Annotated in this window: 14 protein-coding genes, 1 tRNA gene, 1 pseudogene and 1 riboswitch; of the genes and pseudogenes, 6 read left to right on the top strand and 10 right to left on the bottom strand. The window is 70.4% G+C overall.

What is annotated here, in order from left to right:
• The 5 genes and pseudogenes from CIB93_RS39095 to CIB93_RS25345 all read right to left on the bottom strand — a co-directional run.
• Positions 1-795 (bottom strand): annotated as a pseudogene (locus CIB93_RS39095) (hypothetical protein); the annotation flags it as partial.
• The gene (locus CIB93_RS25360) at positions 792-1,430 is read right to left on the bottom strand and encodes an aminodeoxychorismate/anthranilate synthase component II (protein WP_096630103.1); all 639 of its coding nucleotides are present in this window, start codon (positions 1,428-1,430) and stop codon (positions 792-794) included. The gene CIB93_RS25360 and the pseudogene CIB93_RS39095, both read right to left, overlap by 4 nt.
• A complete protein-coding gene (locus tag CIB93_RS25355) occupies positions 1,427-1,615 on the bottom strand; it encodes a hypothetical protein (RefSeq protein WP_096630101.1) in 189 nt (62 codons plus the stop codon). Before CIB93_RS25355 ends, CIB93_RS25360 begins: the two co-directional genes overlap by 4 nt.
• A 121-nt stretch (positions 1,616-1,736) precedes the next feature.
• Positions 1,737-2,471: a class E sortase gene (locus CIB93_RS25350; RefSeq protein ID WP_096630109.1), complete on the bottom strand. Its 735-nt coding sequence runs from the start codon at positions 2,469-2,471 to the stop codon at positions 1,737-1,739.
• Between the two features lie 43 nt (positions 2,472-2,514).
• A complete protein-coding gene (locus CIB93_RS25345; RefSeq protein ID WP_257002346.1) occupies positions 2,515-3,282 on the bottom strand; it encodes a DUF881 domain-containing protein in 768 nt (255 codons plus the stop codon).
• A 141-nt stretch (positions 3,283-3,423) separates the two neighbouring features.
• Between CIB93_RS25345 and crgA the strand changes: the two genes are divergently transcribed.
• Complete coding sequence (gene crgA / locus CIB93_RS25340; RefSeq protein ID WP_032776522.1) at positions 3,424-3,678, top strand: cell division protein CrgA; 255 nt, start codon at positions 3,424-3,426, stop codon at positions 3,676-3,678.
• Between the two features lie 344 nt (positions 3,679-4,022).
• On the opposite strand, the gene CIB93_RS25335 is transcribed toward crgA, so the two are convergent.
• Together CIB93_RS25335 and CIB93_RS25330 are read right to left on the bottom strand one after the other, a co-directional pair.
• The gene (locus tag CIB93_RS25335; protein WP_096630100.1) at positions 4,023-4,928 is read right to left on the bottom strand and encodes a rhomboid family intramembrane serine protease; all 906 of its coding nucleotides are present in this window, start codon (positions 4,926-4,928) and stop codon (positions 4,023-4,025) included.
• A 145-nt stretch (positions 4,929-5,073) separates the two neighbouring features.
• On the bottom strand, positions 5,074-5,601 hold the full coding sequence (locus CIB93_RS25330; RefSeq protein WP_096630098.1) for a peptidylprolyl isomerase: 528 nt from the start codon (positions 5,599-5,601) through the stop codon (positions 5,074-5,076).
• A gap of 281 nt (positions 5,602-5,882) precedes the next feature.
• Between CIB93_RS25330 and CIB93_RS25325 the strand changes: the two genes are divergently transcribed.
• Positions 5,883-6,602 (top strand): DUF5324 family protein, encoded by a 720-nt coding sequence (locus CIB93_RS25325; protein ID WP_096630097.1) that lies wholly within the window; start codon positions 5,883-5,885, stop codon positions 6,600-6,602.
• A gap of 96 nt (positions 6,603-6,698) precedes the next feature.
• Here CIB93_RS25325 and CIB93_RS25320 read toward each other — a convergent pair whose 3' ends face one another.
• Both CIB93_RS25320 and CIB93_RS25310 read right to left on the bottom strand, forming a co-directional pair.
• Positions 6,699-7,283 (bottom strand): TerD family protein, encoded by a 585-nt coding sequence (locus CIB93_RS25320; RefSeq protein ID WP_096630095.1) that lies wholly within the window; start codon positions 7,281-7,283, stop codon positions 6,699-6,701.
• A 379-nt stretch (positions 7,284-7,662) separates the two neighbouring features.
• Positions 7,663-8,169 (bottom strand): FBP domain-containing protein, encoded by a 507-nt coding sequence (locus tag CIB93_RS25310; RefSeq protein ID WP_096630094.1) that lies wholly within the window; start codon positions 8,167-8,169, stop codon positions 7,663-7,665.
• A gap of 629 nt (positions 8,170-8,798) precedes the next feature.
• Positions 8,799-8,984: riboswitch (cobalamin riboswitch) on the top strand.
• 244 nt (positions 8,985-9,228) lie between these two features.
• Here CIB93_RS25310 and CIB93_RS25305 point away from each other — a divergent pair.
• The 4 genes from CIB93_RS25305 to CIB93_RS25290 are packed head-to-tail and all read left to right on the top strand — an operon-like array spanning position 9,229 to position 14,034.
• On the top strand, positions 9,229-10,308 hold the full coding sequence (locus CIB93_RS25305) for an ABC transporter substrate-binding protein (RefSeq protein WP_179500241.1): 1,080 nt from the start codon (positions 9,229-9,231) through the stop codon (positions 10,306-10,308).
• Complete coding sequence (locus CIB93_RS25300) at positions 10,289-11,374, top strand: iron ABC transporter permease (RefSeq protein WP_096630091.1); 1,086 nt, start codon at positions 10,289-10,291, stop codon at positions 11,372-11,374. Before CIB93_RS25305 ends, CIB93_RS25300 begins: the two co-directional genes overlap by 20 nt.
• Positions 11,367-12,164: an ABC transporter ATP-binding protein gene (locus tag CIB93_RS25295; protein WP_096630089.1), complete on the top strand. Its 798-nt coding sequence runs from the start codon at positions 11,367-11,369 to the stop codon at positions 12,162-12,164. The genes CIB93_RS25300 and CIB93_RS25295 overlap by 8 nt, the downstream gene beginning before the upstream one ends.
• Positions 12,165-12,195: 31 nt before the next feature.
• A complete protein-coding gene (locus CIB93_RS25290; protein WP_096630088.1) occupies positions 12,196-14,034 on the top strand; it encodes a TIM barrel protein in 1,839 nt (612 codons plus the stop codon).
• Positions 14,035-14,098: 64 nt separating this feature from the next.
• On the opposite strand, the gene CIB93_RS25285 is transcribed toward CIB93_RS25290, so the two are convergent.
• A tRNA-Ala gene (locus CIB93_RS25285) sits at positions 14,099-14,171 on the bottom strand.
• Positions 14,172-14,201: the final 30 nt, after the last annotated feature.

Genomic DNA, 14,201 nt, shown 5'->3' with positions numbered 1-14,201 from the left:
TGGAGCGGCCGGTCCCGGGCGCCGACGGCCGCGCCCCTTGGCCGCCCTGCGCCGCTCGGCCCGCCCGCCGGGGGCGGGGGCGGGCCCGTCCGAGATGCGGCTGAGGACCTCGGTACGGGGCTCTGTGCGGGAATCGGTACGGAGCTCGGCGGCCGGGTCCGGGCCCAAGTCCCGGTCCGGGCCCAGATCCCGGTCCGAGTCCGGGTCCGGGGCGAGGGCCCGCCCCCCCTGCTCCTCGGGCGACGCTATTCGCCGGGGGGCCGCCGTCCGGAACCCCATCGTCTCGTCGGGGCGCGACACCGGTCCGGGGGCGAGCACCGAGGCCGGGTGAGCCGCGTCGGGGACCGGGGCGAGCACGGAGGTCGCGTCGAGCGCGGGGACCGGGTCCGGCGCGAAAGCCGCTCCCGGCACAGCGCCCGCACCCGTCGCAGAACCCGCGCCAGGCACGGAACCCGCTTCGGGCGCAGGCGGCCGCTGGGAGCCGTACCAGTCCCGTTGGTAGCCCTCGGGGTCGTACCACTCGTCCGGCGCTCCCTGGGGCTGCTGGAGGTCCTGGTAGGCCCTCTGCTGGGCCTCGGGTGCCGGCCTGCCGGGAGCAGGATCGTCCGGTCCGTCCTGGGCGCCCGAGATGTTGTCCGCCCGGAACCACGGCGAGGCGTGCTGCCGCGGGAGGGGATCGTTCAGCGGATCCGTGAGGCCGCCCACCGCCGCCACGAACCCGCCGTCGGTCCCGTACGCCCCTTGCGCGTACGGGCCGCCCTCCTGGCCGGCGTCCTCGGGGCGGCCCGGGTTCACGCGGCGGCCTTGCCCACCACCGGCGCGAGCCCCGCCGACCGCGCGACGGCCCCCTGGTCGCCGCACTGCTCCAGCCAGTTGGCGAGCATCAGATGGCCGTGCTCGGTGAGCACCGACTCGGGGTGGAACTGCACACCCTCCACGGCCCGGTCACGGTGGCGCAGCCCCATGATGATGCCGTCCGCCGTGCGGGCCGTGACCTCCAGCTCCGGTGGCAGCGCGGCCGGTTCGGCGGCGAGCGAGTGGTAGCGGGTCGCGGTGAAGGGGGAGGGCAGCCCGGCGAAGACGCCCTTGCCCTCGTGGGTCACCGGGGAGGTCTTGCCGTGCAGCAGCTCGGGGGCCCGGTCGACGACACCGCCGTACGCGACCGCCATCGACTGCATCCCCAGACAGACGCCGAAGACCGGAACGCCGGTGTCCGCACAGTGCCGGACCATCTCGACGCAGACGCCGGCCTGCTCGGGCGTGCCGGGGCCCGGTGAGAGCAGGACCCCGTCGAAACCGTCCTGGGCATGGGCGGTGGTCACTTCGTCGTTGCGCAGGACCTCGCACTCGGCGCCGAGCTGGTAGAGGTACTGGACGAGGTTGAAGACGAAGCTGTCGTAGTTGTCCACGACGAGGATGCGTGCGCTCACTGGCCGGCTCCTGCTCCACCGGCGCTCTCGCCGTCGACGGTCACATCACCGAACGGAAGCAGCGGTTCCGCCCACGGGAAGACGTACTGGAACAGGGCGTAGACGACCGCCAGAACCAGCACGAGCGAGATGATGCTCCGCACCCATGCGTTGCCCGGCAGATGCCGCCAGATCCAGCCGTACATTCGACCCCTCCATTCGGTACCCGCACCAGACTAGAGTGCCGCGGCCGGAGCGGGGGTCAGCTGTGGAAAACCACGAGTCGGGCGCGGGCCGGGCGCGAGTCGGGCGCGGGTCGGACGCGGGTCAGCCGGTGAGGTCCGGCGGCTTCCCCTCGGCCACCGGCCGGGTCGCGTCCAGGTGGGCCCAGGCGATCAGCCGGTGGCTGCTGCCCCACTCGGGCTCACAGGTGGTGAGTGTCAGATAGCGGCCGGGCTCCTCGAAGCCGGAGCCGCGCGGCACGGGGTCGACGACCGCCGTGTCGGTGGGCACGGTCCGGTACGGCTCCTTCGCGATGCGGTACGTGAACCAGGTCGTGCCGTCGTTGACGATCACCGCGTCCCCGGGGCGCAGCTTCGGGAAGTCCTTGAAGGGGTCGCCGTACGTCCGCCGGTGCCCGGCCACCGCGAAGTTGCCCGTATCGCCGGGGCGGGCGGTTCCGCTGTAGTGCCCGAGCCCCTTCTGCAAGGTCCTGGCCTCGGTGTTCTCCAGCACCGGCCACTCCCAGCCGGAGCCGAAGCGGGGGATGTGCATCGTCGCGAAGGGCTTTCCGGCGCGGTACGGGGCCGGAGCGGCCGCGGGGGAGGGCTCGGCGGAGACGGAGACGGAGGGGGAGGGGGAGGGGCCGGTGGAGGCGGGTGGCGGGGCGGGCGTCACCGGCTGCCGGGCCCACTGGCTGTGCAGGCTGTCGATCTCGCCCTCGGCGGCGTCGGCCGCCTTCACCCCGGTCCAGAACAGGATGTGGACGACGAAGAGCACGATCAGCGTGCCCACGGTGATGCACAGTTCGCTGAAGGTTCTGACGACGAGTCGCACCGACAGTCGTAACGACACCGGACGGCCTCCCCGGGGGATCAGCTCGGGTTCACTCCGCAGGCTTCGCGTAGTGGAGATCCACTGTGCCCGAGTAGCCGGGAAGAGTCACCGCCTCGTTCTCGTCGACTTTCCAGCCCAGCCCGTACGCCTTCACATACAGCTGGTAGTTCTGGATCGCGGTGGAGTCGTCGAGCGCCCGCTTGAGCCTGCCCGGGTCACCGATCGCGGTGACCTTGTACGGCGGGGAGTAGACGCGGCCCTGGAGGATCAGGGTGTTGCCGACGCAGCGCACCGCGCTGGTGGAGATGAGCCGCTGGTCCATCACCTGGATTCCCCGGGCCCCGCCCTGCCACAGCGCGTTCACCACGGCTTGCAGGTCCTGCTGGTGGATGACCAGGTCATTGGGCTGCGGCTCGGGGTAGCCCGGGTTGGCGGTGGCGTCGGGGGGCGCGTCGTCGAGGGTCACGCTGACGGAGTCGCCGGTGATCTCGGTGGTGCCCGCCGCTTTCTCCAGGGCCTCCAGCTTGGCGTCCTCGGCCTTGGTGGAGCCGTCGTCACGCTGGGCGAGGGCCTCGATGTCCGAGCGCACAGCCGCTGTCGACTCGTTCAGCTCGGCGTTCTTCTCACTGCGCTCCCTGATCAGGTCGGAGAGCTTGAGCAGGGAGGAGTCGCTGCGCAGATCGGTGCCCTTGGCGGCGTTGGCGCTGGTGACGAAGATGAGTCCGGCCAGGGCGAAAACCGCAGCGGTGAGTCCCCGGGCCGCCCACACGGAGGTGTGCCGGGCCGGGCCTTCGGGGGAGTCGGCAGAATTGCTCAACGTACCCTTATCTCATCAGGCGCCAGGGAAGCACTACGCTAACGGACGCTTGGGGGAGGCAGCATTCCCCCTGGCACCCGCCCCCGGCGCCCGCCACAGATCCCTGCGCGGTCACGCAGCGCATCGACAGGAGAGTCCCTCGTGCCGAAGTCACGTATCCGCAAGAAGGCCGACTTCACGCCGCCCCCGGCGAAGCAGGCAACGGCCATAAAGCTGACCAACCGCAGCTGGGTGGCTCCGGTGATGCTGGCCCTGTTCCTCATCGGACTGGCCTGGATCGTGGTGTTCTACGTGACCGAAGGCGATCTGCCGATCGACGCCCTGGGCAACTGGAACATCGTGGTCGGCTTCGGCTTCATCGCCGGTGGCTTCGCCGTGTCGACGCAGTGGAAGTAGAGCGGACCCCGGTCAGCTCCACTGATTCCTGCGCGGCACCACTGGTACCTGCACGGCTCCGCTGATACCCGTGCGGCACCCACCCGCGCAAGCCATGCCCTGAGTTACCCACAGAGTTATCCACAGCCGGGGGAAAAGGTCAGACGATCTGTGGATAACCTCCACTCAAGTTGACGCCGGTGTGACTGCAGCCTCCCTCATCGAGGGGGGGCTGCACTCCGTGGATCAGATGAGAAAACCCAGGTCAGCGACAAGGGGCACAGATGTTCCTCTCGCCCCACGCAAGATTTCGCGCACACTGTGGACAACTTCGGTCACCCTGGGGGTGAAGAGCCCCATTCCGCTCAGGTGAGCGCGATCGTCCTGGCTGCGACGATCCCGAGGGTGACCAACAGGACCAGCGCACAGGTGCCGGCCTGCACCAGCGTGCGGTGCTCGCGCGGGGCGTGCACCATGCCGAGAGCGATGGCGACGCCCGCCACCAGACCGCCGACGTGCGCCTCCCAGGCGATACCGCCCCAGGTGAAGGTGAAGACCAGGTTCAGCGCGAGCAGCACCAGCACCGGGCGCATGTCGTAGTTCATCCGGCGCATCAGGACCGCGGTGGCGCCGAACAGGCCGTAGACCGCGCCGGAGGCGCCGAGCGACCCCTGGTTCGGCGCGGCGATCAGGTAGGTCAGCGCGCTGCCCGCGAGGCCTGACAGCAGATAGAGCGGGAGATAGCGGGACCGGCCGAGCGCGGCCTCCAGCTGTCCGCCGAGCCACCACAGCCCCAGCATGTTGAACCCGATGTGCCACACCTCCTGGTGCAGGAACATCGAGGTCACCAGGCGATACCACTGGCCCTCGGCGACGCCCTCGATGGACCCCGGCGGCGGAGTGGGGTCCCAGGCCCGCCCGAGCAGCGTCAGATCGTTGAGCAGGGTGGGACCGGCTGCGGCGACCAGGACGAAGACCGCCAGATTGATGCCGAGCAGGATCTTGGTGACCAGCCGCGGGTCGGCGGCCACCGTCCCGCCCGCCAGGGTGCGCGGACGGCTCGCCGCCGGGTGGTGGCCGGTGCCGGACCCCTGGCGTACGCAGTCGGGACACTGGAAGCCGACCGAGGCGCTGACCATGCACTCGGTGCAGATCGGCCGCTCACAGCGCGTGCAGCTGATCCCCGTCTCGCGGCCCGGGTGCCGATAGCAGGTCGGCGTCGGCACGCCGCCCGCCGAGGCGTCACGGTCTGGCGGCGGCTGCTGGTCCATCGCTCCTGGCCTGCCTCTCGGGTCCTCGTGCTTCCGGCGGCGCGGACGCGACCGCCCCGCCGGCCCGCTATGAACATGTACGGACGGGCGGGGCGGTTGGTTCCCGGCCGGTGTCAGCGGCGTGCAGCGGAGCGGTCGGCGGGCGTCAGCGGGTCTCGACGACCACCGACTCGATCACCACGTCCTTCAGGGGACGGTCGGTGCGCGGGTTGGTCGGGGTGGCCGCGATGGCGTCGACGACCCGGCGGCCCGCGTCGTCGGCCACCTCGCCGAAGATGGTGTGCTTGCCTGTCAGCCAGGCGGTGGGTGACACCGTCAGGAAGAACTGCGAGCCGTTCGTCCCCGGCCCCGCGTTGGCCATGGCCAGCAGATACGGCTGGGTGAAGCCCAGCTCGGGGTGGAACTCGTCGGCGAACTGGTAGCCCGGACCGCCCGTGCCGTTCCCCAGGGGGTCTCCGCCCTGGATCATGAACCCGCTGATGACGCGGTGGAAGACCGTACCGTCGTACAGCCGGTCCGTGGTGGTCTCGCCGGTCTCGGGGTTGACCCACTCACGCTGCCCGGTGGCCAGCTCGACGAAGTTCCTGACGGTCTTGGGGGCGTGGTTCGGCAGGAGCCGGATCTCGATATCGCCCTGATTGGTCTTCAGAGTGGCGTAAAGCTGCTCGGCCACGATCCGCCTTCCCTCATCCTTCGCTGACGTCCGCATCCTCCGCCGACGTCCGCCGATCCTCCCACGGACCGGGAAACGTACGGCCGGATGCCGGGCGAAACGGCGCGTTCAGGAGCGAACCGTGGCATTGTCGTCGGCACACTTCGGATACACCGTTATGACCCCAAACGGCGATCATGACCCGGATGCCCGTCCCGCATGCCGGTCATGGCCGCGGCAGGCATGATTTCGAACTGGGCGGACAGGCGGAGTACCTACCCGCCACCAAGGAGGAGGATCCCGTGACCCGCATCGACAGCGTGCGCGCCGCAACCGACTCGGCGAAGTGCAGCGCGCGGCACGCCGCGGAAGTGGTGGCGCCCTACGCCGGCACGGCCAAGGAGCAGGCGACCCATTACGCGCACGAGACCCGCGTGCGACTCGCACCCAAGGTGACCAAGGCGGCCGAACAGGCCCGTGTCCAGTACGACTCCCATCTCGCACCGCGCATCGAACAGGCCCGGAGCCATGTGCCGCCCCGGGTCGACGAGGCCGCGCAGCGTGCGGCGGCCTCGACCAGGAAGGCCGCACGGAGCGCCGCTGATTACACCGCGCCGCGCGTCGAGCACGCCCGCGCCGTGGCCCAGCCCATGGCCGAGCAGGCCTCCGCCCGCAGCGCGGCGGCCCTTGCGGCGCTGCGTACGCAGGTGACGGCCAAGGAGATCCAGAAGCTGGCCAGGAAGCACCAGCGGCGGGCCAAGGCGGGCCGGGCCGCGAAGGGCTTCCTGGTGCTGGGGGTCCTCGCGGGCGGCGCCTACGCCGCCTGGCGCTGGTGGGACAAGCAGGCCAACCCGGACTGGCTGGTCGAGCCGCCCGCCCCCACCGAGGTCGGCGACGAGCGTTCGCCGCTCAGCTCGGTCGACGGCAGCGACCGGTCGGACCTCGACCCGGAGGTCCGCGCCAAGCAGGCCGAGGCCGAGGCGGGCAACGGGGACAACCCCGGCCCGGACGACCGGCCCTGACGGCGAAGGCCCGAGGAGAGCACGAACGCGGCTGCGGAACCACCCCGGTGGTTCCGCAGCCGCGTTCGTTCGTCGCCCTGGCTGCTCGCGCCCTCTCTACTTGCTCACGGCGAAGCGCATCAGGGCCTGCTCGTCCCCCTGCTTGATCTTCCCGGTCTCGTTGATCACCTGGAGCTTCCAGCCCGCGCCGTCCCGGATCGCCTTGGCCACCGCGCAGCCGTTGTCCTGGGTGAGCATGCTCGGCCAGATGTCGGCGACCTGCTGCGTGCTGCCGCCCGTCGCGTCGTACACCTTGAAGCTGATGTTGCGCGCGTTCTTGAAGGCGCTGCGCTTCTTGTACGCGGCGGCGACGAACACGATGGCCGTGATGTTCGACGGCACCCGCGCGAACTCGACGGTCACCGTCTCGTCGTCGCCGTCCCCGTGCCCGGTCTGGTTGTCACCGCTGTGCACGAGCGAGCCGTTGCCCAGCGGGTCCAGGGAGTCCAGACCGGCCAGCCGTACGGGGTCCTCGCCCTGCATCGCGATGGCGATCAGGTCGAGGTCCGTACCGGCCTTCTGCCGGATCTTCCCCATCAGCCCGCCGCTGCTCCCGACGGTCGGGTCCCAGGACACCCCGATGGACAGGTGGGTCACCCCGCCCAGATCCGCCGGGCCGTCTTCCTTCTTCAGCGTGATCATGCCTGAGTCCTTTGGTGGCTCGACTGTTTACGGATGAAGTGTGCCTGGTGCTCCGCCCTGCGGGGCTTCGGGGATGGTGAAGATGTCCGTCCGGTGCGCAGCGGGCAGCCCGCCTGGAAGCGGCTCTCGGCACCGGGGCGCTCCATGATCTCAGCGACGTGGCGGCGGCGGGTGCGCACGGACATGCCCATGCGCTTGGCGATCGTCCGGTCGGATGAACTGGTCGGCGAGGGTGCGGACCTCCGCGCGCATGTGCGAGACCCGTTCGACGTACTCGCGGGTGCCCGACGGGTGGACGCAGGACTTCGGCGCGGCCCGCCCGGCCCCCTGGAAACAACACGAGGCAGGGGCGTCCGACGTATTCGGTCCGGCCTGTCTCTCAGGCGATCCCCGCCACCTTGTCCGCGAATTTGTTGAGGTTGTCCATCGCGCGCGCGATGCGCTCGTCCAGGGTGAGCGACTCCTCGTACTGACTGAAACGCAGTTTGGGCTGCCGCTTCCCACGCATGTACAAGGAACAGGCCAGGTCCGCGCACATATAGATGCCCACGGTATTGCCCTGCCGTCCGGATGGGCCGGCCAGCGGCGCGACAAAGAGGTTGACACCGGACGATGAATGCGGGGTCAGGCATATCTGACACATGCTGGACTTCACCACGCCCTTCCGGGCGGCACTGGAAACGCGCAGGGTGATGGCGCGCGGCCCGTCGGGTCCCGGCATGACGATGTGCGACCGCAGCAGCGCGCCAGGGTCGACCCAGCCGAGGAAGTCCAGGTCTTCCCAGGTAAGTTCGCCGAAACCGAGCGGCAGACGCAGTCGGGACGCCTCCCCCTTGGTGCAGTTCACAAAGGAATTCCGGATGACTTTTTCGCTCAATGGGTCCATGGTCAGTAAATATATCGGAGGCGCCCAGTAGGGAACGCGTGATTTTCGGTGGAGACCGCCGAACCCGAAGGAATAACAATCCATTTTGCACCACTATTGCCCGATATGCCGGGTTCTCGCGTTGCCGTCACGCAGGTAGGTGAGACACCGACTCCGCTCGTTTCATCCGCTGCGAAGTACGGAATCGAGCCGTACCGCTCCGGACAGGCGAAGTCCGCAGCACCGATGGGCTCCCGCTCTTTTGCAGTCGGAGCAGACGAGCCTGCGCGCATCATCTCAGGAAAGAAATCGAGGCATGACTCTCGGGTATGTTCGCCTGTGTTCTCGGCCTCTCCGAGTCCGCGCGCAACGACGAATTCTTCGCCTGCGGCGGAGATTCCACCCTTGCAGGCCCGCCACCCCGCCCTCAGGAGCGGCTCAGGCCAAACGCCCGGCCCACCACCTGAGGCGGCTCGGGGTCGCCGCGGAGGATGTGGTCGGCATGGAGCCGGAGGGCGGGATCGACCGTCTCCTTCCTCGTCCTGGCCTCGGACAGAGCCATGGTCCCGCAACGGACCCTCAGGTCCCGGGCCCGGCATGGCTGTCCGCCCCTGCTCCGGTGCGCCGACCTGGCCCTCTTTCCCCATGCGGACGGGTTGGCTACTGTGGGTCATCTACGCTCGCGACGGGAACCAGGAAGCCGGTGGGAATCCGGCACGGTCCCGCCACTGTGACCGGGGAGCGGACCCCACGCACGACCACGGCCGGAAGGCTGGAAGGTCGGGGTGAGCGACGATCCGGGAGTCAGGACACTGACCTGTCGCGGACACCATCCACGGGGCGTGGACCCCAGGAGGCGTGCAAGCGGCCTGCCGCGACGGTATGTGCGGCAGGTTCGTTCGGGTGCTCGGCATGCGGCGGGTGCGGCCCGGTGGGCCGAAGCCGGCGTGCGCCGCCGTCCCGGGTGCCGGTCCCCTGGCGGCCTGTACCCCGGACGCGAGAGGAACCCGGATGCCTGCCGTGTTTTCCCGGAGGACACCCCCTGGCCCTCGGCCGAGCCTGGACGTTTCGCGTCGCCGGTTGCTGGGAGGCGCGCTCGCCGCGGCCGCCCTGCCCCTCCTGGGGACCGCCTGCGGACGTACCGGGCAGGAGAAGTCCGGCAAGGGGCTGACCGTCACCGATCTGACCGGTAAGAATCTGGAACTGCCGGGACCGGCACGCCGGGTGGTGACGATCCCGCTGCCCGCCGCGTCCATGGTGGTCGCGGTGAACGGGGGACCGGATGTGCTGGCCGGTATGAACGCCGCGTCACTCACCGCGATCAAGGGCAGTTTCCTGGGCGAGGCGTATCCGGAGCTGCTCAAGGTGCCCACCGATGTGGCCGGTGCCGAGTTCGCACCCAATGTGGAGAGCGTCCTCGCACGGCGACCTGATGTGGTGATCCAGTGGGGAGACCGGGGCCCGGGCATCGTCGACCCGCTGCGCAAGGCGGGTCTGAAGGTCGCTCAGCTCACCTACGGCACCCAGGCGGACCTGGAGGGCGCCATCGCCATGTACGGCCGGCTGCTCGGCAAGCGGGACCGGGCCGACCGTATCGCCGACGGCATGCGCCGGCGGCTGAAGAAGCTGCGTACGGAGATTCCCGGCCGAGCGGGCCCCCCGCCGTCCGTGCTCTATCTGCGGGGAGCCGCCGACGGTCTGCGGGTCGGAGGGGGCGACTCGTACAACCACTTCGTCACCGAGCTCGTCGGTGGCCGCAATCCCGCCGCCGAGATCAAGGCCGAACAGGCCACCATCGATGTCGAACAGCTGCTGAAGTGGGACCCCGACATCATCCTGCTCGGCAACTTCGGCCCGGCCACACCGCAGGACATGTACGACGACCCCGCGCTGGCAAGCCTGCGGGCGGTGCGGGAGCGTCGTATCTACAAGGTGCCGCTGGGCGGATACCGGTGGGATCCGCCCAGCCAGGAGTCACCGCTGATGTGGCAGTGGCTCGCCGGTCTGGTCCACGGCACCGGGGGCGCGGGACTGCGGGCCGAGGTCGTCCGTGAATACGCCTTCCTCTACGGCGCCGAGCCCACCGACACCCAGCTGGACACCATCCTCAAGCTGTCGGCCAACTCCGGCTCCCGGGACTATGACGACTTCGGCCGCTGAGCGGACAGAGGGGCGCGGTACCGGCCCCGCCGCCGCGCCGGCCATCGGTCGCCGACGGCAGCGTTCAGCGCTGATCGGGCTGCCGGTCGCCGTGCTGCTCATCGGCGTCATCGCCCTCGGCGTCGGCCGCTACACGGTCGGCTTCGACGACGTCGTACGGATCCTGCTCGGGCGGATACTCCCGGTCGAGCGGACCTGGTCGGACACCGAGGAGGCCGCCGTGCTCCACGTGCGGCTGCCGCGGGTACTGCTGGCCATGCTGGTCGGCGCGGGGCTCGCGGTCTGCGGTGCGGCGCTCCAGGCCGTCTTCGGCAACCCGATCGTCAGCCCGCAGATCCTCGGTGTCTCCTCCGGAGCGTCCTTCGGCGGGGCGCTCGCGATCGTGCTCGGCCTGGGGTCGGCCGCGCTGGTTCTCGGCTCGTTCGGCTTCGGGCTGCTCGCGCTGGTGGCGGTGTTCGCCACCAGCCGGGTTCGCGGGCCCGCGCCACCGCTGACGATCGTGCTCGCCGGCATCGTCGTCGGAGCGTTCTTCTCGGCGCTGGTCTCCCTGCTCACGTATCTCGCCGACCCCTACGGCGAGCTCCAGTCCATCGTGTTCTGGCTGCTGGGCAGTCTGGCCACGGCCACCTACGGCAAGGTCGCCGTCGCCGCGGTACCGGTCCTGCTCGGTGGGGCGCTGATCTACGCACTGCGCTGGCGGATCAACGTCCTCTCCCTCGGGGACGAGGACGCAAAGATCCTCGGACTGCGCCCGGGGCGGCTGCGCTGGATGCTGCTCACCGCGGTGGCCGCGGTCGTCGCCGGAGCGGTGGCGGTGAGCGGCGTCATCGGCTGGGTGGGGCTGGTGGTGCCGCATCTGGCCCGGCTGTGGGTCGGCCCCGACCACCGGGTACTCATCCCGGTGAGCCTCGGCCTGGGTGCGGCGTACCTCACCGTCATCGACACCGTGACCCGCAACCTGGGCGTGGCCGAGATCCCGCTGGGCGTCCTGACCGCGCTGATCGGGGCGCCGGTCTTCCTCCTCCTGCTGCACCGCAGCCGCCGACGGATGTGGTCCGATGCTTGAGTTCGACGGCCTCGGCTTCTCCCACGACCCCGGAAACGAACCCGGAAAGAAAGCCGGAAACGAACCCGGACGGTGGCTCTTCCGCGACGTCTCCCACCGGCTCGCCCCCGGCGAGATCCTCACCGTCCTCGGACCGAACGGCCGCGGCAAGACCACCCTGCTGCGCTGTGTCGCCGGCCTCACCACACCCACCGAAGGACGGATACGGGCCGACGGAGCGGTCGGCTTCGTCCCGCAGAGCCACCACACCACCTTCGCCTACACCGTCCTGGACATGGTGCTGATGGGCCGCGCACGCCACCTGCGTCCGCTGGCCACCCCCGGCCGCCGGGACCACGAACTCGCCCATGGAGCCCTGGAGCGAGTCGGGCTCACCCATCTGGCCGACCGCGACTACCCGACGCTGAGCGGGGGAGAGCGCCAACTGGTGCTGATCGCACGGGCGATCGTCGGCCAGGGCCCGGTACTCGTCCTCGACGAGCCCGCGTCCGCACTGGATCTGCGCAACCAGGGCAGAGTGCTGCATCTGCTGCGCGGCCTTGCCGACGAGGGCCGCACCATCGTGCTGACCACCCATCACCCCGACCACGCGATGGAGATCGCCGACACCGCGATGCTCATGTTCGGCGGCACCGATGTACGGATCGGCCCGGCCGCGGGACTGCTCACCGACAGCACCGTCGGCGCCCTGTACGGCGTCCGCGCACACACCCTCGTCCTCGACGAGGAACTCGGTGGCACGCCCCGCCGAGTGATCGTCACCCGTTACGACCAGGAGCTGCCCTCATGACCACCGCCCACTGGCCGGAGAGGGGCCGTCCATGACATCCCTGCCCGCCATCGCCTGCACGGTGCGCCCCTGGGCGCAGTTCCCGCTTCAGCGTGCGCTGCACGGCATCCGTACGGCCGGTTTCAACGCGGTCGCCCTCCCCGTGCACGGGGTCACCGAGGTGATCACCCCCGACACCCCGGCCGCAGGGGCCGAGGAGATCGGCGCGCTCATCCGCGACCACGGGCTGCGGCTGCTGGTCCTCAGCCACGCCGCCGACCTGGACCGTGGCGACGACCGGGCGCTGGGCGCCCTGCGCCGCCAGATCGACCACTGCGCCCGGCTGGAGGTGCCGACCCTGGTCGACATGGGGTGCCCCGAACTCACCCAAGGCACCCGCTATCTACGGCTCATGGCAGCCGCCGCCCCGTACGCCGCCGCCCATGGCGTGACCATCGCCGTCAAGCCGCACGGCGGGCTGACCCGTACCGCGGCCGACACCTTGTCCGTCGTCGAACGCGTCGGCCACGACGCCTTCCGGGCCTGCTGGGACGCGGGCAACCTGGTGCACTACGGCGGCGAGCCGCCCGCTCGGGGGCTGGCCGAACTCGCCCCGTACATCGCCGCGGTCGGCGTCCGTGACCACCCGGTCCGCGGCCGTTACCGAGCCACCACCACCGGGGGCATGCCGCCCGCGATCACCCCCGGCGACGGCATCGTGGACTTCACCGAGCTCTACCGGACCCTGCGCGCACACGGCTTCACCGGCCCGAGCGCAGTGGAGAGCGTCACCAGGCTCGGCACCGTCGAAGAGCTCGACTCCGAGGCGGACCGGGCCCGCCGAAACCTGCTCGACGCGATGGCCGGCCGCGTACCGGACCGCCCGGAGCCGGCGCGTACGATCCCGGCCCGGCAGTCCTGCTCCCTCGTCGCCCGCACCGCCGCGGAGGACCCGATCGGCACCGCCCGCCCCTTCGACCGGTTCCTCATGCTCGAACTCCCCCTGCCCTGGCCACCGGGGATGGGCACCCCGGTGTGGGAGACCGACCGGGTCCCCGCCCCCCTGCGTGCCGCGCTGCGCACCGCCACCCGCCGCACCAGGGAAGACGGCCTGACCATGAAGACGTTCGCCGCCGCACCCGACCCGGAGTACTCCGCCCCCGGCCTGATCCGGATCATCCGCTTCGACCGCACGCCGGGCCCGGCCGCTCCCCTGGCCCGTACGGAACACCACATCCCCACCGACCGGGCCCCGGCCCTGATCGACGGTCTCTTCACCGACGACCCTGCCGCCCTCACTCCCTTCGCCCAGTTCCGCGACCCGACCCCGCACCGTGACCTGGTCGTCTGCACCCATGCTTCGGTCGACGCCTGCTGCGGCACGCTCGGCTACCCGTTCTTCCAGCAGCTCCGCCGGACCCACGGCAGCACGGGGACGGTACGGGTGTGGCGTATCAGCAGCTTCGGGGGCCACCGCTTCGCCCCCACCATGGTCGACTTCCCGGAAGGCCGCGTCTGGGGCAACCTCACCCCGGACCGCGTGGACCAACTGGTCAACCGCACCGGCGACCCCGCCGATCTGATGGACCTCTACCGAGGCTGGGCCTGCCTTCCCCACCCCGGCGAGCAGGTCCTCGAACGCGAGCTCTTCCGCACGTACGGATGGGACTGGCCCGCCCACCACCTGAGCCTCCGCCCGACCGCCGACACCCACTACCGCCTCACGGCCCACGACCCCCGCTCCGGCACCACCCGCCACCACACCGCCGAACTCCGCCCCCTGGGCCCGCGGCCGGTCCTGATCGGCTGCGACCGCACCGCCGGAGAAATCCAGCGTTACACCGCTTCCCTCAACCCCCGGACACCGCCGACCCACTCCCGCCCGTGCTGACATGTCAGCACACAAAAATCCCCCCTGACCCACGTTTCCGCAGGTCAAGGGGGATTTCTAAAAGTGGAGCCTAGGAGATTCGAACTCCTGACATCTGCCTTGCAAAGGCAGCGCTCTACCAACTGAGCTAAGGCCCCGGGCCACAACGAACGAGGGCAACGCCCAGC

The organism is Streptomyces sp. WZ.A104, from assembly GCF_002382885.1.
GTDB lineage: Bacteria > Actinomycetota > Actinomycetes > Streptomycetales > Streptomycetaceae > Streptomyces.
Note: the sequence above shows the minus strand (reverse complement) of the source record. Positions and strands in the feature narration are given on the sequence as shown.

What these genes read in the sequence shown, in the direction of transcription:
- CIB93_RS25355 (WP_096630101.1), bottom strand. Translation starts at nt 1,615, where the DNA reads ATGTACGGCTGGATCTGGCGGCATCTGCCGGGCAACGCATGGGTGCGG.
- CIB93_RS25320 (WP_096630095.1), bottom strand. Translation starts at nt 7,283, where the DNA reads ATGATCACGCTGAAGAAGGAAGACGGCCCGGCGGATCTGGGCGGGGTG.
- CIB93_RS25290 (WP_096630088.1), top strand. Translation starts at nt 12,196, where the DNA reads ATGACATCCCTGCCCGCCATCGCCTGCACGGTGCGCCCCTGGGCGCAG.
- CIB93_RS25310 (WP_096630094.1), bottom strand. Translation starts at nt 8,169, where the DNA reads ATGGACCCATTGAGCGAAAAAGTCATCCGGAATTCCTTTGTGAACTGC.
- CIB93_RS25300 (WP_096630091.1), top strand. Translation starts at nt 10,289, where the DNA reads ATGACGACTTCGGCCGCTGAGCGGACAGAGGGGCGCGGTACCGGCCCC.
- CIB93_RS25295 (WP_096630089.1), top strand. Translation starts at nt 11,367, where the DNA reads ATGCTTGAGTTCGACGGCCTCGGCTTCTCCCACGACCCCGGAAACGAA.
- CIB93_RS25335 (WP_096630100.1), bottom strand. Translation starts at nt 4,928, where the DNA reads ATGGACCAGCAGCCGCCGCCAGACCGTGACGCCTCGGCGGGCGGCGTG.